We start from the raw sequence: 20,555 nt of genomic DNA on the forward strand, positions 1-20,555 counted from the left end.
AATAATGGGTTTATCAATTTTAATTACGGTAGTATTCTTCTTAGCGGTAATTTTATTGTTGGTTTCGATGTTGCTTTTTGTGAAAGCAAAGTTGTCTCCTTCAGGAAAAATTAAAATTACAATTAACGGAGAAAAAGAACTAGAAGTAGACGGTGGAGGAACTCTATTGAGTACTCTTGGAACCAATGGAATCTTTTTACCTTCAGCTTGTGGAGGTGGTGGTACTTGTGTTCAATGTACTTGTCAAGTTCATGAAGGAGGAGGAAGTATTCTTCCAACTGAGGAACCACATTTCTCAAGAAAAGAAATTAAGGAAAACTTTAGATTGGGTTGCCAGGTTAAGGTAAAGGAAGATATGCAAATTGAAGTTCCAGAAGAAGTTCTTGGAATTAAAGAATGGGAAGCGAAAGTTGTCTCAAACTACAATGTTGCTTCTTTTATTAAGGAATTTATTGTTGAAATTCCTGAAGACATGGATTATAAAGCAGGTGGATATATTCAGATTCGTATTCCTCACTGTGTAGTAGACTTCAAAACAATGGATGTAACTGCACATCCTGAAGATCACCCAGGTCAACCAGATAAATTTAAGGCAGAATGGGATAAGTTTAAATTATGGCCTCTTCAAATGAAAAATAATGAAGATACTGTGAGAGCTTACTCTATGGCTTCTTACCCTGCGGAAGGTAGAAGAATTATGTTGAACGTACGTATCGCTACTCCACCATTTGACCGTAAGGCAGGTGACTGGATGAAAGTGAACCCTGGTATTGCTTCATCTTATATCTTCAACTTGAAACAAGGTGATACTGCAATTATTTCAGGACCTTATGGAGAGTTCTTCATCAATGAAGAATCAGATGCTGAGATGTTATATATCGGAGGTGGTGCTGGAATGGCGCCAATGCGTTCTCACTTATATGAATTGTTCAAAACAATGAGAACTGACCGTAAAGTAACTTACTGGTATGGTGGTCGTTCAAGAGCAGAGTTGTTCTATATTGAGCACTTCCGTGAATTGGAGAGAGAATTCCCTAATTTCAAGTTCTACATGGTATTGTCTGAACCTTTAGAGGAAGACAACTGGAAAGTGAAAAAGGATATTCATGACGAAGAAGGTGATGGTTTCTTAGGATTCGTTCACCAGGCTGTTATTGATCAATACTTGAAAAAACATGATGAACCAGAAGATATCGAATTTTATTTCTGTGGTCCACCATTAATGAACCAAGCTGTTCTTACAATGTGTGACGAGTGGGGTGTTCCACCAGAGAATGTATCATTTGATGATTTCGGTGGTTAATCAAAATCAAAATTATACAAAAGCGTTTCTTCGGAAACGCTTTTTTTTTGACCACTATTTATACTATGAGTATTCCCTCCAATATATTTAGTCAAAAAAAAATGAGATACAATTCAATGCATCTCATTTATTAAAGTTTCTTATGAAAGAATGTACTACATATCTTTCGCTGATTCAATCACCTTTTCTTTTAATTCACCGATATATTCAACTAGTCTATCCATTAATTTAGGCTCGTTAACAGCAACAATCTTTGCTGCTAATATTCCTGCATTCTTTGCTCCATCCAAAGCAACAGTTGCTACAGGAATTCCACCTGGCATCTGTAAAATAGAAAGTACAGAGTCCCATCCATCGATTGAGTTTCTTGATTTAATTGGAACACCAATCACTGGGAGTGGTGTTAAAGAAGCTGTCATTCCTGGTAAATGAGCTGCACCACCTGCACCGGCAATAATTGTTTTTATGCCTCTAGTATGTGCATTTTTACCATATTCAAACATCTTTTCAGGAGTTCTATGTGCAGAAACTATGTCCATTTCATATTCAACACCTAAATAATCTAAAATATCTGCAGCTTCCTGCATAATCGGCAAATCTGATTTGCTCCCCATTATTATTCCAACCTTCGCCATAATTTGTTTTTTGGCAAAGATATATATTTATCGTTACTGAAGCTCCAATTGAATCTTATCAATTTGGCATTCCATACATTAATTTCCGAGTACTTTATAGAATTGTTTCTAAGCAATAAGTTTTTATGACAGTATTTGTATTAATATATCTCATTAATTCGCTTAGACATTTTATAGTCTATTTCTGTTACTGTATTACCTTCTTCGCTTGTTGTAAGTTTGATATTTACTTTATTATAACTGTGCATTAAAATGGTAGGATGATGGTCCATTTCTTCTGCAATCTTTCCAACTTCATTTACAAATTTCAAAGATTCCTTGAAATCTTTAAAATCAAAATCTTTTTCTAAATTATTGTGTTCCATTTTCCAGTTCATAGTATGAGTATTTGAATGATTGCTTTAATTTACGAAATGTAATCTTGTAATCAAAGTGTAATTACTTCATCAGAGTAATCTTTATACTAATTTGAATAATTAATTTTACGCTTCTTAAATTTGGAGTCTTTCAATATCAAAAGCTATCCTGTTAAGATTTTTTACAATGATAAAAGTGTATTAATCTACTATTATGACTATCTTATAACATTATAAGCAAAGAAAATATATATTTGTAAGCATATGAAATGGATTGGAGAACGTATCAGCTTTGTGGATAAGAAAGAAAGTGTAAGCTTTGTAATTTATCCACCGAAAATGGGAAGGAAAAAGGGATTATTAATTACTTGGTTTATTCTATGGTTACTCATAGGTGGTTATGTAACCTCTCAAATGTTTAATGATTATTCTGATCAAGAGAAGTTGGCCTTATTCATATTTATGGCCTTTTGGTTGTATTTTGCCATTCGTGTATTTAGAACAATGCTTTATTTATTTTTTGGTCGAGAATACATCAAACTTGACAAAAATTCTTTACGTATAAAGCGTACTATTGGAACATATGGTAAATCAAAGCAATATTTCATTGAAAACATTTCTAAGTTCTCCATGATAGTTCCTAAAGAAAATTCCTTTCAAAAAGTATACGATGATTCTCTATGGGTGAGAGGATCGAATAAAATCCAATTTGAATTTTTTCAAAAACGCATTTCTTTTGGTAGAAAGCTTGAAGAGAAGGATGCCAAAATGATGTTTCAAATACTTACAAAAAGAATTGAAAAGTATTTGAATGCGAAGAAGAAACAAGCTTAGTAGTTTTAATTTAAAACCACAATTGCCAAGTTTAAAGCCGTTGCAAAAGTAACCCATAAAAGGTATGGAATTAATAGAAATGCAGAAAGTCTATCCAACCTAAAGAAATGGCGAATCAAAATAATTATGAAAGCCAGAATAATAAAGATGATGACCAAAGCTAGGTTAATCAGGTGATACTTAAAAAAGACGGGTGTCCAAGCAAGATTAAATAGGAAGTGAATGATAAAGATGACGATTCCTCTTTTGGCAAATTTCCTAAAGATAGGGTAACGGACAACTGCAACCATTTGCCAGATAATGGCTAATGATCCTCCCATAAGGATGTAAAGGATAGTCCATGCTGGTCCAAATAACCAATTAGGTGGTGTGAAAAAAGGCTTTTCTAATTGTTCATACCAATCCTCGAAACCTGACATTGAAGATAAGCCACTCAATGTTCCAAGACCTAAACAGGCCAATGAACAAATGACTATTTTCCACCATAGTCCGTTCTTAAAAGAAGATGTATTGTGCGGTCCTGTATGTATTTGCATGTGCTTCTATTATGTGTTTAATTTCTTTTGAATATCCACCACCCATACTTATGACGAGGGGTAGATTTAATTCTTTCGCTAAGTTGATCACTATTTCATCTCTTCGCTTACATCCTTTGATGCTTACATTTAGCCGACCTAACTTATCCGTATCTATAATATCTATTCCTGATTGGAAAAACAAAAAATCTGGATTAAAATCTTTTAAAATCTCAGATAATGAACTTTCTAATAAGTAAATATACTCATTATCTTCGATTCCATCGGCTAAGGGAATATCTAAGTCAGACTTTTCTTTTTTTAATGGGTAATTGTTTCCTCCATGCATACTGAAGGTGAAAACATTAGGATTGTCTTGGAATATTTGAGCAGTTCCATTTCCTTGATGAACGTCTAAATCAATGATTAGAATTTTATTGGCTTGCTTCGTATCTAATAACCATTGTGCTGCAATAGCTTGATCATTAAGTAAGCAAAATCCCTCACCACGATTTGTAAATGAATGATGCGTTCCTCCTGCAATATTCATGGAAACTCCATTTACAAGTGCGTATTCACAACATTTTCTGGTTCCTTCCATAATGAGTTTTTCACGTAGGATTAATCCTTCATCATGAATAAAACCTGTTTTTCGTTGAGCTCTACGGTCTAATTTTAAACCAAATAAATCATTGACATATTGCTCGTCATGAACTGCTAAAATGTGCTTTCTATCGATTATTTCAGGTTTAAAAAATGCGTCTTCTTCAATAGTACCTTCATGCAGTAATTGTTGAGGTAATAACTCATATTTTTCCATCGGGAATCGATGTCCCTTTGGGATTATATGGTAATATGAAGGATGAAATGCAATTTTTAACATGACTTTACATCGGTGCAGCCAATCTCATTAATTCAGCTGCTGTTATCGCTCCAAAAGTTCCTATGAAATATCCCACAACAGCCATTAAAACCCCAACGGTTGTTAATGCAGGGTGAAATGCATTGGCCACAATAGGAGCAGAGGCAGCACCTCCAACATTCGCTTGACTTCCTACAGCCAAGAAGAAGAATGGAGCTTTAATGATTTTAGCGACAACAATTAAAAGTAATGCATGGAAAGCCATCCAAATTAATCCGACGAAAATAAGTAATGGCTTATCGAAAATCATTGAAATATCTACTTTCATTCCAATAGTAGCAACAAGAATGTAAAGGAAAACTGACCCGATTTTAGAGGCTCCAGCACCTTCATAGTTCTTCGCTCTTGTAAAACTTAACATAAGTCCATAAAGTGTTGAAATTACAACCATCCAAAAGAATTGGCTAGAAAAAGTATTACCTTTTCCATATTGCTCCAAGAAGAATTCAGACAAATATGTTCCTAAAAAATGTGCTAAAGCAACACCACCGAAAACCAATCCTGTAATTACCATATAATCGGTCAAGGTTGTTTTACGATCTACTTCTTTTTGGAAATCTTCAACTTTTACAACTAATTCATCAATTGCACTACTATCTGCTTTTAACCAACGATCAATTTTTGCTTTTTTACCTATACCAAATAAGATTACAGCCATCCAAATATTTGCCACAACGATATCTACGAGAATCATTCCACCAAACAATGTTTCTTTGTATTTATAAGTTTCAAGCATTGCAGTTTGATTCGCTCCACCACCAATCCAACTACCTGCAATTGTTGCTAAACCTTTCCATGTTGCTTCATTTCCTGTTCCACCAACAGTTTCAGGTGAAATCATTGAGAATATCCAAACAGAAAATACACCACCAACAATAATTCCTACTGTTCCGGTGAAGAACATGATTAAACTCTTAGATCCTAATCCAAGTAAACTTTTAATGTCTGCTGATAATATCAATAAAATTAACGATCCGGGTAGGAGGTAACGACTGGCTGTATAATACAAAGATGTTTTTTCTGGATCAATGATATTTAAGGATGTCAATACGGCTGGTACCATATAACATAAAAATAGTGCAGGTATTACTGTATAAAACCCTTTCCAAACTTTGTTTTTTAAACTAGAAGTGAAAAAGATGAGAGCCAAGATAATTGCTAAAATTCCAAAGACAATTCTATCATTGGTAATCATGGCTTTTTTAGGGGCTTTACTTAAAAAGCTGATTTTAGTTTTACCATCGTGATTATTGAAGTCTAATAACTCTCCATTTTTGAAAGCTTTAACATGAACTTTAACCATTTCTTCCTTTCCAGGATTTTTGAAAAAGATGTTTCCGATAGAATTTACTTCCAAAGAATCTTCATTAAAGTAGACCATGATTCTGTCTGCTTGTTCAAGTACACGACGGTCATCATCATTGAAAGAAAATACACCATAATAGGATTCATTAAAAACTTTTTGTTCTTCACCGAAAGGAAAGGATACCATTTCTTCAATGACCTCTTGTGGAATTTCATTGTTCGAAATAAGTAAACTGTCTTTACCACTTTTTAAAACATATTCTTGCGCATAAGCTGTAGTAATAGCAAAACAAAATCCGATAAATAGTATAAGTAAATTCTTCATGAAACTGTATCTTAATTTGACCACAAAATAATTAAGAAATCTGAAATAAGATGCTTTTAAAGTGTCTTTATTTTATATTCAATTAACATTTCTAAGTTGTTGATTAAATTCCAAGTTTTACTTTGATAAACTTTCGAAAATGGACCTTCGATGTCAATGACTTAAGCAAGTTGAAAAAGCGACATAATATTGATAAAAAAACTCCCTACCAAAATAGACCTATTGGATTTATTTGATAGGGAGTTAATGAAGTAGATGTGCCTTACTAATTAATTTTAATCATTTTATTGATTTTAGTTGCACCTAATTTTTTCAATAATGCTTGTAATTCATCTATTGATTTTGCATTTGATGGATGATCAATAGCAAAGAACTCAACCGTAACTTTTTGACTAGATGTATTCATCATTTTGTTTGGAGTAGCATTTAAAATCGCATACATCAGGTCAGCGTTTAGATCATTGATGTCGATAACGACTTTTAATTGAATCATACTACTTCCAGCATTTTCTAAAGCTTTATTTCTGAAAGGAGTTTCGGTATCCACAACATTATAAGTGTAGTTATAAACCTTCTTAATGTCAAATTCGTCACTGAACTCTGTATTGATTTGATCATTTTCGAATAGGAAACTTTGAATATGTTTGCTCTTTGGGTTGTAATAGAACAATTCATTGTATTCATTATACCTGTTCAATTCTTGTGTTGGGAAACTTGAATATTTGTTTTTAGAAACAAGTAATGATTGTGTATTAGCTTCATTAATGAAAGGAGCTTGTTTTACTTCTTCGGTCGTTGTATATGTAGATTCTTCAGCAGTATCATCTACTTTATTAGATTGAAGTACAGATTCACCTTCAGATGCTAAAATTTCGTTTGCTTTAGAAGCAGGAATTCTAACACCATTATAATACGCTACAATATAAGCGTCCGTAATTCCTTTCTTTACAGCCTCTTCTTTCTTAGGAAGAGCCTCTGAATATGAATTAAACACTCCTGATGAATAACGCAATACTCCGTTTGGAAGTCTTTTTGTAATTAAAGGTGAAATATTCATCAATTGTTCTGATGTTGCAGGAGTATTGTACACTCCAACTTGAACAGTATAGAAAAGTCCACTTTTATTTTCAACTACATCAGCTTTTGCAGAACCCGCCGAACGGTTATAAGCAAGCTCGTCGATTTCTTCATTTTCAGTTTGAGCCTTGTTCGTTATTGTCTCTTCAGCTATTAAATCTTCATCTTTGTTCACCAATGGAGTACATGCTCCAGATTCTAATAATTGCATAGCACGATAAACAGGAATTCTCTCTCCATCACAGTAGGCCACGATAAATGCATCAGAATAGCCCATGGTTCTAATCTTATCTCTCGCAATTTCTGCAGTATTTTTATTTCCAAATAATCCAACTACATATTTAATCCATCCTGATCCAATTTTATCTCCAGAAATAGGGGAGAACTGACTGAATGTTGAATTTGGTACAGGCTTTTTAAAGGCTCCGATTTGTACTCTGAATATTAAACCTCCTAAATGATCTTCTACCTTGTTAATTATTTTAACTTCTCTATTTTCAAGATTCTCTTCGTTTTGATTTTCATTAATAACCAATCCAACTTTTGCAGTCTTCATCACCGCTGATTTTATAGGTAGGTTTTTTATTGGAGCAACATCTCGTGCAATCATGTTTTCTGTTTTTCTACGCAAGTCTTCGTCTAAAGGTAATGTCTCGGCAACAGCTTCTTGTTTTGCTCTAACATTTTCTCTTAAAACCTTTACTTCTTCTTTAGTTTTACTGATTGTATTTAACTTCGTTGCAATCTCTTCTTTTTCTTGCCTAGTTAGAGATAAACCATTTTCTACATTTTCATAAATGGCCTTTAATTCATCATGTTGAATTTTTAGATCCTCTTCTTTTACCCTTAATTCATGCTGGGCTTGGTTCAGTCGATTGTTGTTCCTTAACTGATTTATATATTCCTCTGAGCTTGCAATCTTTACTTCCTCAGCATAGGTTAAGGTGTTTTTCTTTGCTTCTCTTGAAATACCTTTATTCGCATCGTCAATTTGCTGTTGTTTCATTTGACTCAATAAAATATTGTTGTCGTAATATTTATTGTCAAGGTCCATTTTTAATTGCTGAAGTTGACTAATATTATATTCGATTAATTCAATTTGGTTACTCTTGGCAACAGCTTGTTTGGCTTTTAAACTTGCCAATTGATCTTTTAACTCAGTCAGTTGATCACTAATTTGGCTTTGTTCTTTTTCAAGTGAGGCTCTCGTTTGAGTAGCATTTGTAGTATTTACATTTGAAATTCTTTGCTCTTCAATAATATCTTCGATAAAGGCGTCTACATTTTGTTTTCTTCTAATTTGAGTGATTATACCTTCAACTTTTTCCGTCTCTTGATAAATTTCTTGAAGAACTCTTAATTTCTTTTTTGGATCGTTGATAGACTCCAAATCTTGAATTAAATCATCAACCTTCATCATTGACTGATGACTGTTCAAAGAGTTGATATTCTTTGTATCGCGATTGACGATATTGTTTGATTTTTTAGTAAGGTTAGGGTATTTTTTAAGTATGGAATTTTCATACCCTTTATTGATTTCGGTTGCAATCTTATCATCTATCTTTTCGATTTTTCGCTGAAACTTGACATCATCTTTTAAACTTGGGTCGATTTCAGCTTGACTAATCAATTCATCCTTTTCGTTGAATAAATCATTGATTTTTTCTTTCTCCTTTTTTGTTTGTGATTTATTCACTTTATCAGGAATAGAAGCTCTTGTTATGTCTAATCCAATTTTATTTTCTGCGATTGATGGTTCTGCTTCTTTTTGTGCTGAAACCAATTCAACTTTACTTTCAAGTTCATCTATTTCAGTATTAATGTTATCCTCGATTTCTGTTAAAGTATTCACCTTACTCATTAAGGTAGAAGATGGTGTTTGTTCATTTTCTAATATAGCTTCAGTTTTAGCATCACCTACTACAATCAAGGCTTGGTACTTTCTCTTGATTAGTTCTTGAGTAGATGCATCTCCATTTTTGATTGCTTCTTCAATCTCTGTGATGTCATCTAAGTAAGATGGGTCAAGTGTTTTTAATAATGTTTCACTACTTATTTCTTCGGCAATATTCGTTGTATCAACAGTGTTTTCAGCGGCTTGATTTGTAGCCAATGCTTCAGTCTCAGCTTGAATTTCTGTTTCTAAAACTGTAATCTCTTCACTTAATGTGTTTTCGATCTCCGTTAACTGCTGAACAGCTGTTTGAGTCGCTTGGTTTTCTGGATTGTTTTCAGCGTTAAGAACAGCTTCATTTTTCAATGACTGAACTTTAGCAATGGCTTCTTTTTTACGCTCTACGATGTCAGACTTTGTAGCAGACCCCTCTTGAAGACTGTTTTCTAAAGCAGCAATTTCAGCTGTATAATTTTCATCAATGTCTTCGATGCTTTCAAAATTGTTTACAAGCTCAGTGTTAGTGTTTTCAACCTCTTCGGCAATATTCGTTGTATCAACATTGTTTTCAGCTGCTTGGTTCGTAGCCAATGCTTCAGTTTCAGCTTGAATTTCTGTTTCTAAAACAGTAATCTCTTCACTTAATGTGTTTTCGATCTCCGTTAACTGTTGAACAGCTGTTTGTGCCGCTTGGTTTTCTGGATTGTTTTCAGCGTTAAGAATTGCTTCATTTTTCAATGACTGAACTTTTGCAATGGCTTCTTTTTTGCGCTCTACGATATCAGATTTTGTAGCAGACCCCTCTTGAAGACTGTTTTCTAAAGCAGCAATTTCAGCCGTATAGTTTTCATCAATGTCTTCGATGCTTTCAAAATTGTTTACAATCTCACTGTTAGTGTTTTCAACTTCTTCGGCAATATTCGTTGTATCAACAGTGTTTTCAGCGGCTTGATTTGTAGCCAATGCTTCAGTTTCAGCTTGAATTTCTGTTTCTAAAACAGTAATCTCTTCACTTAATGTGTTTTCGATCTCCGTTAACTGTTGAACAGCTGTTTGTGCCGCTTGTTTTTCTGGAGCATTTTCAGCGTTTAGAACAGCTTCATTTTTCAAGGACTGAACTTTAGCCATGGCTTCTTTTTTACGCTCTACGATGTCAGACTTTGTAGCAGAACCCTCTTGAAGACCGTTTTCTAAAGCAGCAATTTCAGCCGTATAGTTTTCATCAATGTCTTCGATGCTTTCAAAATTGTTTACAAGCTCATTGTTAGTGTTTTCAACTTCTTCGGCAATATTCGTTGTATCGACATTGTTTTCAGCGGCTTGATTTGTAGCCAATGCTTCAGTTTCAGCTTGAATTTCTGTTTCTAAAACAGTAATCTCTTCACTTAATGAGTTTTCGATCTCCGTTAACTGTTGAACAGCTGTTTGAGCCACTTGGTTTTCTGGATTGTTTTCAGCGTTAAAAACAGCTTCATTTTTCAAGGACTGAACTTTAACAATGGCTTCTTTTTTACGCTCTACAATATCCGATTTTGTAGCAGACCCCTCTTGAAGACTGTTTTCTAAAGCAGCAATTTCAGCTGCATAATTTTCATCAATGTCTTCGATGCTTTCAAAATTGTTTACAAGCTCAGTGTTAGTGTTTTCAACTTCTTCGGCAATCTTTGTTGTATCAACAGTATTTTCAGCTGCTTGGTTCGTAGCCAATGCTTCACTCTCAGCTTGAATTTCTGTTTCTAAAACAGTAATCTCTTCACTTAATGTGTTTTCGATCTCCGTTAACTGCTGAACAGTTGTTTGAGCCGCTTGGTTTTCTGGATTGTTTTCAGCGTTAAGAACAGCTTCATTTTTCAATGACTGAACTTTAGCCATGGCTTCTTTTTTACGCTCTACGATGTCAGATTTTGTAGCAGACCCCTCTTGAAGACTGTTTTCTAAAGCAGCAATTTCAGCTGCATAATCTTCATCGATGTCTTCGATGCTTTCAAAATTGTTTACAAGCTCAGTGTTTGTGTTTTCAACTTCTTCGGCAATATTCGTTGTATCGACATTGTTTTCAGCGGCTTGATTTGTAGCCAATGCTTCAGTTTCAGCTTGAATTTCTGTTTCTAAAACAGTAATCTCTTCACTTAATGAGTTTTCGATCTCCGTTAACTGTTGAACAGCTGTTTGAGCCACTTGGTTTTCTGGATTGTTTTCAGCGTTAAAAACAGCTTCATTTTTCAAGGACTGAACTTTAACAATGGCTTCTTTTTTACGCTCTACAATATCCGATTTTGTAGCAGAACCTTCTTGAAGACTGTTTTCTAAAGCAGCAATTTCAGCCGTATAATTTTCATCAATGTCTTCGATGCTTTCAAAATTGTTTACAAGCTCACTGTTATTGTTTTCAACTTCTTCGGCAATATTCGTTGTATCGACATTGTTTTCAGCGGCTTGATTTGTAGCCAATGCATTTTCTTCGGCTATTTCATTTTCGATCTTAGCAATTTCACGGTAAATTACTTTTTCTAGTGAATCTAATTCATCAATTTTTGCTTGATAAGACGATTCGTTTGGATTTTCAGATTGTAGACTTATGTATTCTTCTTTGGTTTCATCAACTTTTAAGGCTGCTTGATATTTTCTTTTAATCAAAGCGTCTTTTGTTTGATTTCCAGCTTCAATATCGGCTTCAATTTTTTGAATTTCCTTTTTATAATCGGCCAAAACTTCATCAATTACTGAGCTAGGTGAGTTGTTTTCGGCTATTTCATTGGTTTGAAGTTCATTGTTTTGTTTAGCACTGTCTTGAAGATTAACCTCAGTGATTTGGTTTTCTACAGTATTTTGATTGTCATTTGTAATTGAATCAACTTCTGTATTTTTACGCTCAGAAAGATCATTATTATTTTCTGCTAAATTATTGTTGGTAGATTCATTGTTACTTTGTGATTCAACAGCTTCAGTTGTATTTGCAAGCTCATTTTGGAGTTTTTTAAATTCTTCAGCCAAATCATGTTCTGAAATTGTGTTTTCAGGCACTGGACTTCTATTAATTTGAGCCAATACACTTTTCTGCTTCTCAATTTCACTTTTTTCCTCAATTTGTTGTTGCGTATAATTTACTTCATTGTCAAGTGCTTCAATTTTAATCTGAGCCTTACTGATCGCAAAACTTAGATCTTCTTTCTCTCTTTTTGATGCATTTTCATACGCTCGATTGAGTCTAGCAAGTTCATTAGTGGCTTCTTCTTTTTCTTTTGCTAAAGTATTTTTTCTTTTAATCAATTCATCACGTTCTCTTAATTCTTCATTGATTACCGATAAATATTCGAAATAAGCATTCGTATTTGTTTGTTCAAGTAATTCTTCACTAACAAAATCTGAATGAGCACTTAAAACGCGTACTAACTCTACATTGTCTTTTGTGTCAATAGATTTTAGGTCATCGTTTAAGGCTTTAGCTTGATGAAGTAATTGATCTTTTTCCTTATAATCATCTTCTAAAAATGCCAAAATGACTTGAGCATCCATTAACTCGTTTTTGAGTTTGTTTGAACGGTCAATTTCTTTTTGAGCCATCGCATCCCATTTGCTTTTCTTACTGTTGCTAGGATCATCTTTACCTAACTGTATTAGAGAATCGGCCTTTTTTATTGCCTTGTTGATGTCTTTATTTCCATTTTGAACAATCAATTTCGATTTGCTAAGTAAGGAATCGGTACTGGTTTGTCTTTTGTATAGGTCTTTGTATTTTGTTGTAATTAAATCACGAATTTCAACGTTAGTATATTGAGCTAAACCAATTTTTTCGAATATTTTCTTTTGTTCTTTTATTTTATTCAGTGAATCCAGGTTGTATTGATTACTGTTGACATTCATTTTGGCTTGTTTCTCAATCGCCTCTGCAATAATTTCATCGTAATTATCGAACTTCTCATTGAATAGACTATTAAACACAACTACATTTTCCCCTTCTTTATCAATTTCAGTCATATTCAACTTTAAAGGTCTGAAGTTTTCTAATTCAGGAATTTTGATTGTTTCACTGTGTTCTTTAGTTTCAGACTTTAAGGTTACCACAAAGTTATAATCTCCACTTTTAGGTAGATTGATGATGTATTCACCTCTTGAATCTGAAGTGAAAAGTCCCATTAAGTCCTCATCTTGATCGTAAACTTTAATTGAAATATTTTTATGTGTCGGATTAACGATTGAATTAAACTTACCCTTTAGGACAATCATTTCCATAGGCATTTTTTCAACGCGAACTTTGTAAACATGGATGTTATCCAATTCACTTTCCCTTTGAGAAGAGAAATAAGCATTTTTCTCCAAAGAATCTACGATATAAAGAAAATCATTATCTGGTGAAGAAATGGAAATGTTCATATTTTCAGGTTCCTTAAAAGCATTGCTTTTTGGATCAAATTCACTTCTGAATACATCATATCCTCCCATGCTATTATGACCTTCAGAAGAAAAATACAAATATTTTCCATTTGGGTGCATATAAGGATAATCTTCATCGTACGGAGTATTGACGTCACCTAAAACCGGACTTTCTTTAGACCATTCACCATTAGAGTTTCGGAATCTGAAGTAGATGTCTTTTTGTTCTCCATCATCTCCATAACTCGAATAATAAATGTAATCAGAGTTGGCAGGAAAATGTATTAATGGGGTATGATTATTTTTTCGATCTTGTTTACTTTGGAATTCTTCTGTCACAATTAAACTCCCACCAATATCCTCTAAATCGTAAATTCTAAAGAAGCTTTCCAGATCGATTTTAGTTTTTTCAAGAACAATTGCTTGTGTAATATCATTGAATTGTGTTTTACCGTTTCTACACATTTCAATTTGTCGATCTACCTTTAGATGTGCTAGTGCTTTGCTCCCTGCTTTTTCTTTGTAAGTAGTATAATGTTTAATTGCTTTTGAGAAATTGTATGTTAGATGATAAGCTTTTCCCAGGTAATAGTAGGCTTCATTATCAACATTGCTGTTTTTTTGAACCGAATAGTTGAGGTACTTAAATGCCTCAGTTTTTTTGTTTGCATTATACAGAAGACAAGTTCCATATTTATAGTTATAATTTGGATTTCTTGGTTCTAGTGATAATAATCTCAGAAATAAAGGGGTTGCTTCAAGGAACTCTCCTTTTCTAAAATGAGTTTGAGCCTCTTTATCTAGGTCTTCTTTTGTCTTTTGAGAAAAGGCAGTATTTCCGACGAATATTAATAATAAGAGCATGAATATAAGGTTTGCTCTCATGGATGCAAAGTTTGATTTCATATTGAGTAAGTTCTGAGTTGTTATACGACTATTTCTTAAAAAGGTTCATTTTATTTTCATTTCCCTTAATAAGTCTTTTGATATTTTGGTGATGCAAAATAACAACAGCGGATGATAAAACAATACTAAAAATTTTTAGTGACAAGTTTTCATTTGAAAAAGCAAATTCAACCAAAAGTGGGAAAGCAACTGATGCGACAATGGCTCCCAACGAAACATAATTAAATAGAATGAAAACAATCAAAAATAATACTATACAGATGATTGCTGCCGGTGGGTGAACCCCCAGAATAACCCCTAATGAAGTTGCAACACCTTTACCTCCTTTAAACCTAGCGTATAAAGGAAATATATGACCTAATACAACAAACACACCGGAAATGATTTTTAAGTGAATTAAATGGTCATTACTCCAATCATAATTGTTTATGAAAAATGGAATCATAACTGCTAATACCCCTTTCAAGACATCAACGATTAGTACAAAACGACCGGCTTTTTTACCTAGAACTCTAAATGTATTTGTTGCCCCCGCATTTTTACTTCCATGCTCCCTTATGTCCAAGTTGAATTTTATTTTACCAACCCAAACTGCTGTAGGAATGGATCCTAGTAAATAAGCAATAATACCGTAAATTAAATAATCCATTCTAATTTATTTAAAAACACGTAAGAACTGACTTTTATAAGCAGAGCTTTTTGTTACGTCATACATAAACTTACGTGACTTTTTCTTGTCTGATTTTAATTCTTCAACTGCTGTATTGAAGTCCTTATCGTCAGTTAATATATTCATGATTCCGTCTTTTCTTAAATCGTAATCGATGAAATATTGGAATCCACCAGGAACGATCAATAACATACCTAATCGATCTCCCATATTAGACCTTTGTTCTGCAAAAATATTTGTTGCAACGTATTTCATTACTGGTTCATTGAATATGTTGACAATGGCAGATTGAGTCGTTGTTGTTTTTAACCCTCTTTGATTGTCTCCTGGTTTAGTATAAGTTGTTAGTTTCACTCCTGTAATAACAATTGCATCTTCCATTTCTTTTGGAATATTTTTAAATTCTCTCTTTAAAGTGTAATCTGATTTAATCTTATCAGCCGATTTTTGGTCTGTCCACTCTACCAATGCTTGTTCCAACGTTGTTGTATTGAAATCGGCATCTTTTAACCCTTTAACCTCAACTATTTTGGAACCAATTTCTCTAAAGGCTTTTTCTTCAACAGGAGCTCTAAAGGCCATCGTTAAATCCAAATCAGTTTGTTCTGTTTTTGCGTTGTATTTAACAGAACCTATAGATGTTACATCAACTGCACCATAATCCATTCCTAGCGAAATCTTACCATCACCATCTAAAGAGCATGTTTCTGTTTTCAATGAAATATAATTTCCTTTTTCATTTCTGTTAATCAGTTTTTCTTGACTTGCAATTTCAAATTCTTTTTGGTTAGGATTGTATTGAAGTAGTCCATTTGCAGAGAAAACTTCAGGATCTTCCTCACCAATTACTTGACTCAAGAAAGTAGGGTAGAGGTTCACCTCTTCGATATCTTTCGATATTCTCCAACGAATTCCCACTGTAATTTTGTTTCCTTCCAAATCGACCATTTCTTCTGCAACTGGAATTTGTATGTTTTCAGGATTAATCGTTGTTTCAAAAGCCATCCAACTTCTTTCAAAGTCAGGACAATTATGATTTACCTTGGTAGCTCCTTTGAATGTTAAATACGGATTAGCCGCTTTTAGCTTCACATCTCCATAGAAATCAAATTGTTCACTTAAGTGCAGTATACTGTCCTGATTTACGCTACCCACAGCTACTGTTTGATAGGTTGTGTCAAGACGTATTTCTGTCAAATGTATGAGTTGCTTTTCGACCCCTTCACGACCGTACTCATAATCTCCTGTAGCCGTATACGCTCTTCTTGCAGTTACTTCTGCGTCTACATTAATAATTGAATGGTATTTGGTAATAAAGTTGGCAATGATTTTCGCATTTTCAAACTTCTCCATTTTTGCATTTTTACGGATAACCACCACCGAACTATCTGGGAAAATTCTAGCATCTGCAATTTCTAGAAATTCTGTATCATAAGCATATATTGTTCTTTCTTTCAAACTAAACATAGCTTTTGGAGATAAGAATTGTAACGAATCTTGCTTTGGATGAACAGAGAAGAAGTTCGGACCATCGAGATCCATGCCACTTTCGATGGCTAAATTGTCTTGTTTCTTCTTTTCTAGGGTCATCTCATCTTGATCCATCAACCATGTAAATTGGTCAATTTCACAGATGTATTGGTTCACCGGAAATTCAACAATTGAGATACCTTTATTGGGTCTAAAAACCCCGTTACGTTTTTTAAAGTCTAAAGTACCATTGACATTGTCTGTTTTAAAGGCTAATGCATTCTCCGTTAAATCTCCTTTTTTTTTAAAGGAATTGGTTAACTCGAAAGAGGCTTTATCTGTGTTCGTTTGCCACCTTGTGAAATCAAAGTTTTTAGATTTTATTTTTGCAGCTTTCAAATCAATAGTTCCTCTACCTTTCATTCCTTTTTCATTCAATACAGTAGAACCCTTTAGAGAAGCTTCTCCATCGAAAAAGTTGATGTTTTCATTGTGAGATCGCGCCTTAAGTGTTTTTTCACGTGGAAGGAAAGTGATAAAAGCATCTGGTCCAACAGCATCAGGGAATTCAACACCTGCTTCTTGAGGACGGTTCTCAAATTCTGCTACACCAATCGTTGAATCAGGTAAGAATGTGAAAAGTGATTTTGAAGTTGAGGAAGAATTAATAAAGTTGATTGTTCCGCCACCTTGTAATCCATTATTTGAAAGTAATATTTTATTCTCGTATCGTGCCTCAGTTCCATAAAACTCGTAACCTTGATCTGGTACATCTTGAGAGAATCCTAATGAATAATCAGGCATAACTTTTAATTCATCTCTCATTTTTGGGAAAATTCCAGCCGAAGTTAACTCTCCCGGGAATCTTAATTCTTTTTCATCAAAGGACATTAAACTATCCACTGTGAAAGGATCTATCTCAAAATAGAATCTTTCTTTGTTGTAGGCTCCTAGGTGCAGATCCATTTGGTCGTAGTACACTCTGGTTTTCTCATTAGAAACCAAAATCGGATAATCGCCATATCCTTTATTTAATCCAGATCTGTTTTTCGTATGGTCAACCAGAATCTCTCCTTGAAGTCCGTTGATTACAGACTGCAATGGAATGGCGCGTTCTCCATCTTCTTTTCTTAATGGGTTAGCATTAAAATAAGCCATTTCAGAAGCATATATGTTGAACTTGTTTTTTGCATAATCAAATTCTCCATCATCAACTTTTACCTCCCATTTTCCTGTATTAATCCAACCATCGAAAACAAAATTCCTGTTTTTCTTAACCAAAACTCTATTGCTGTCAGGAAATATGGTTGTTCTCTTCATATCTGAAATTTTGATAAAGTCAATGGCATTAATATTCATATCCAATGTAACAATATCCATAGTTCCATATTCCGATATTTTAGCACGTTCCTTATTTCGTTTATTGACCAATTCTTGATATTTTTTATCACGTCGATTTTGTTCTCCTCCTTGTTCTACGCGCATTGGAGCTAAGTCAGAAACAAAAGAGATATTATCATAATCAGTTTTACGTGCTTTAGACTTAACAAAGTGTTCAGTTTTTGGATTCACATACACATAATCTCTTTCAGGGTCGTAACTGATAAAACCTAGAGCTGAAAGTTGAAGTAATTTTGGTTTTGCTTGTTGAATGGTTCTGTTTAATGCTGTTGCGGCTGTACCTTCAGTCATCTCAAATTTATCATACTTATAAGCATAATTGTATAATGAAACCAGAGGGTGTTCAGACTCTAATCCTTGTATTTTCTGATAAAGACGCTCATCATAATAATCGAATGATTCAAATCTCGCTTTTCTTTGTTGTTCTGAAGTGTTGATGTCATAGCCAAGAATTAATTCACTTTCAGATTTATTCCAAATAATTTCATCAACATACATATTCAATTTATGAAATGAATTAACGAAAGGTGCTTGAGATATGGCTTCAGTACCACGTTGGAGTTTTAATTGTTGTTGTTCTCTATTGTAAATGACATCAAGACCTGTATGAGTAATAGAGTCTTTCATCCCTATATACATCACAATTTTTGCCATTTCTGTAGTCATATTGTTCTTATTCAAACGGACTTGGTCGGAGTGAGTAATTACGTAAGTTTTTCCTTTCTTATAATAAGTTAATTCCGCTTGTTCATCATCATTTCCTACACCAATAAATTGATCTCCAGTTAATGAAAAACCTCCTTTATAATCTACTCCATCTACAATGTTATCGATCTCAAATTTTGCCTCATAAGAACTAAATTGAGGATAGGATTTAATTCGATCTTCACGATAATTTCCTTTAATAGCCCTGTCAATTATTTTACCTTCTACTAAACCTTCTATGTAGGGTGTTTTTAGTGAAACACTATCAATAGATAGATTGGTTGAGCGAAATGAAATCGAAAAATCATTTAACGTAGCAAAGGTTTCTTCTTTTGATAAGCCTGCTTTTTCCCAAGTAAAGGTACCGCCATTTCCTTTGAATTTTTGAGAAGTTAAATCAACTTTTCCACTGGTATTTCTAATTATGATAGAATCAGTAAATGGAATGTCTCTTTGACCTCTATTAAATGTTCTACAAGATAATGTAGTATTGTTAATTGCTAAAAATGGTCCTTTATCATATGAGAATGAAAAATCATTTCCAGTTAATTCCCACGTGAAATTTGGATCAGAAGCGATAACTCCTTCATATAGGAATGATTTTGAAACCTCAAGAAAACCTTCAAGCCTTCTTGTATTTCTATTACTTAAAAGGTCTTCGACAATCGTTTGCCAGTCATCGAAAACTCCTCCGGTTCTTCCTTTTTGAATTAATGAGTAAACTGCTGTAACGTAGTTGTCTAGGTGTGGGTAAGGAGCTAGGCCTTTTTCGTCTATCTTTTCAACAGTGCTTTTCATTTGTTGAAAACGTTGTTCAGGAAATTGGCTAGCATCTAAGAGAAGAGGTGAAAGCTCATCATCAATAAATTCTTTAACCTCTTTTGTACGACCTGCATTCATTTTTCGTGAATATTCTGAAAGGAATTTTTCACGTTCTTCATTGGCTTTATCTTTCTGACTAAAAGTAAATGGAATAGAAAATAAAAGCGCTAAGATAAAAATGGAGATCGTTTTCATAATTACTTATTTTTTTATTAGTTGAATCACCGCCCATGTTTCCTTAGTGAAAACTTGTTCAGTTTTAAAATTATATTTTTCAGCATGTGCCGAAAGTTCATCAACATCTGTTTCGAAAAAACCACTCAGGAACACAATTCCGTCTGTTTTGGTTAATGTAGCATAACTAGGCATGTGCTCTTTAAGTACATTTTTGTTGATGTTAGCAATTAAGATATCAAATTTTTCTTCAGGAACACAACCAATATCTCCTTTTATAATTTCAAAATTGCTAATGTCGTTTCTTCCACAGTTTTCAATCGCGTTTTCTACTGCGCCTTCCTCAATGTCTGTACCGAAAACTCTTGTCGCTCCTTTTAAGGAAGCTAGAATACCTAAAACTCCAGTTCCGGTTCCTACATCTAAAACACTTTTCCCTTGAAAGTCAATATCCAATAGGTTTTTACTGAGTAAATAAGTGGTTTGATGATGACCTGTACCAAAGGACATTTGTGGTTGAATTTCTATAGACATTTTGTATTGCTCCTCTTTTTCGTGAAATGGAGCGCGTATGATTAAATCTTGATCAACCGAAACAGGAGCATAATCAGACTCCCAAACTGCATTCCAATTTTGATTTTCGATATGCTCTTTGTGAATCTTGATTTCAACTTCTTGTGAACTATAATTATCGAGAATTGCATTTAAGTTGTTTTCATTAAAACTTTCTTCTGCAACGAATGCTTGAAGCATATTGTCTTCTTCCATAAAACTGTCAAAGTTAATATCTGCCAGTTCTTGTGTAATAATATCCGTCCACGGTTGTTTAGGAGAAATGTTTAATGTAACTTTTATGTAATCCATTGA

Annotated in this window: 11 protein-coding genes; 2 read left to right on the forward strand and 9 right to left on the reverse strand. The window is 33.8% G+C overall.

The window, feature by feature from the left end; translation table 11 throughout:
* The first annotated feature begins 4 nt into the window (after nucleotides 1–4).
* A complete protein-coding gene (nqrF, locus tag DXU93_RS13585; RefSeq protein WP_116881847.1) occupies nucleotides 5–1,303 on the forward strand; it encodes an NADH:ubiquinone reductase (Na(+)-transporting) subunit F in 1,299 nt (432 codons plus the stop codon).
* Between the two features lie 155 nt (nucleotides 1,304–1,458).
* Here nqrF and purE read toward each other — a convergent pair whose 3' ends face one another.
* Together purE and DXU93_RS13595 are read right to left on the reverse strand one after the other, a co-directional pair.
* A complete protein-coding gene (purE, locus tag DXU93_RS13590) occupies nucleotides 1,459–1,938 on the reverse strand; it encodes a 5-(carboxyamino)imidazole ribonucleotide mutase (RefSeq protein WP_116881848.1) in 480 nt (159 codons plus the stop codon).
* Nucleotides 1,939–2,078: 140 nt separating this feature from the next.
* Nucleotides 2,079–2,315, reverse strand: coding sequence for a 4a-hydroxytetrahydrobiopterin dehydratase (locus DXU93_RS13595; RefSeq protein ID WP_116881849.1), 237 nt, complete (start codon nucleotides 2,313–2,315; stop codon nucleotides 2,079–2,081).
* A 243-nt stretch (nucleotides 2,316–2,558) separates the two neighbouring features.
* Between DXU93_RS13595 and DXU93_RS13600 the strand changes: the two genes are divergently transcribed.
* A complete protein-coding gene (locus DXU93_RS13600) occupies nucleotides 2,559–3,128 on the forward strand; it encodes a hypothetical protein (RefSeq protein WP_116881850.1) in 570 nt (189 codons plus the stop codon).
* A 5-nt stretch (nucleotides 3,129–3,133) separates the two neighbouring features.
* Here the strand turns inward: DXU93_RS13600 and DXU93_RS13605 are convergent, their stop codons facing one another.
* From DXU93_RS13605 to prmA, 7 genes are all read right to left on the reverse strand, one after another.
* Entirely contained in the window at nucleotides 3,134–3,664 is a 531-nt protein-coding gene (locus DXU93_RS13605; RefSeq protein ID WP_116881851.1) for a TspO/MBR family protein, read from the reverse strand.
* A complete protein-coding gene (locus DXU93_RS13610; protein WP_116881852.1) occupies nucleotides 3,624–4,526 on the reverse strand; it encodes a histone deacetylase family protein in 903 nt (300 codons plus the stop codon). The genes DXU93_RS13605 and DXU93_RS13610 overlap by 41 nt, the downstream gene beginning before the upstream one ends.
* 4 nt (nucleotides 4,527–4,530) lie before the next feature.
* Nucleotides 4,531–6,195: a DUF819 family protein gene (locus tag DXU93_RS13615; RefSeq protein WP_317126921.1), complete on the reverse strand. Its 1,665-nt coding sequence runs from the start codon at nucleotides 6,193–6,195 to the stop codon at nucleotides 4,531–4,533.
* A 265-nt stretch (nucleotides 6,196–6,460) separates the two neighbouring features.
* A complete protein-coding gene (locus tag DXU93_RS13620) occupies nucleotides 6,461–14,404 on the reverse strand; it encodes a PD40 domain-containing protein (protein WP_165851422.1) in 7,944 nt (2,647 codons plus the stop codon).
* A 70-nt stretch (nucleotides 14,405–14,474) separates the two neighbouring features.
* A complete protein-coding gene (plsY, locus tag DXU93_RS13625; protein ID WP_116881854.1) occupies nucleotides 14,475–15,095 on the reverse strand; it encodes a glycerol-3-phosphate 1-O-acyltransferase PlsY in 621 nt (206 codons plus the stop codon).
* A 6-nt stretch (nucleotides 15,096–15,101) separates the two neighbouring features.
* Nucleotides 15,102–19,709, reverse strand: coding sequence for a hypothetical protein (locus DXU93_RS13630; protein WP_116881855.1), 4,608 nt, complete (start codon nucleotides 19,707–19,709; stop codon nucleotides 15,102–15,104).
* A gap of 6 nt (nucleotides 19,710–19,715) precedes the next feature.
* Nucleotides 19,716–20,552, reverse strand: a complete 837-nt coding sequence (gene prmA, locus DXU93_RS13635; RefSeq protein ID WP_116881856.1) for a 50S ribosomal protein L11 methyltransferase — start codon at nucleotides 20,550–20,552, stop codon at nucleotides 19,716–19,718.
* Between the last annotated feature and the right edge of the window lie 3 nt (nucleotides 20,553–20,555).

The organism is Brumimicrobium aurantiacum (assembly GCF_003402975.1).
Lineage (GTDB): Bacteria > Bacteroidota > Bacteroidia > Flavobacteriales_D > Crocinitomicaceae > Brumimicrobium > Brumimicrobium aurantiacum.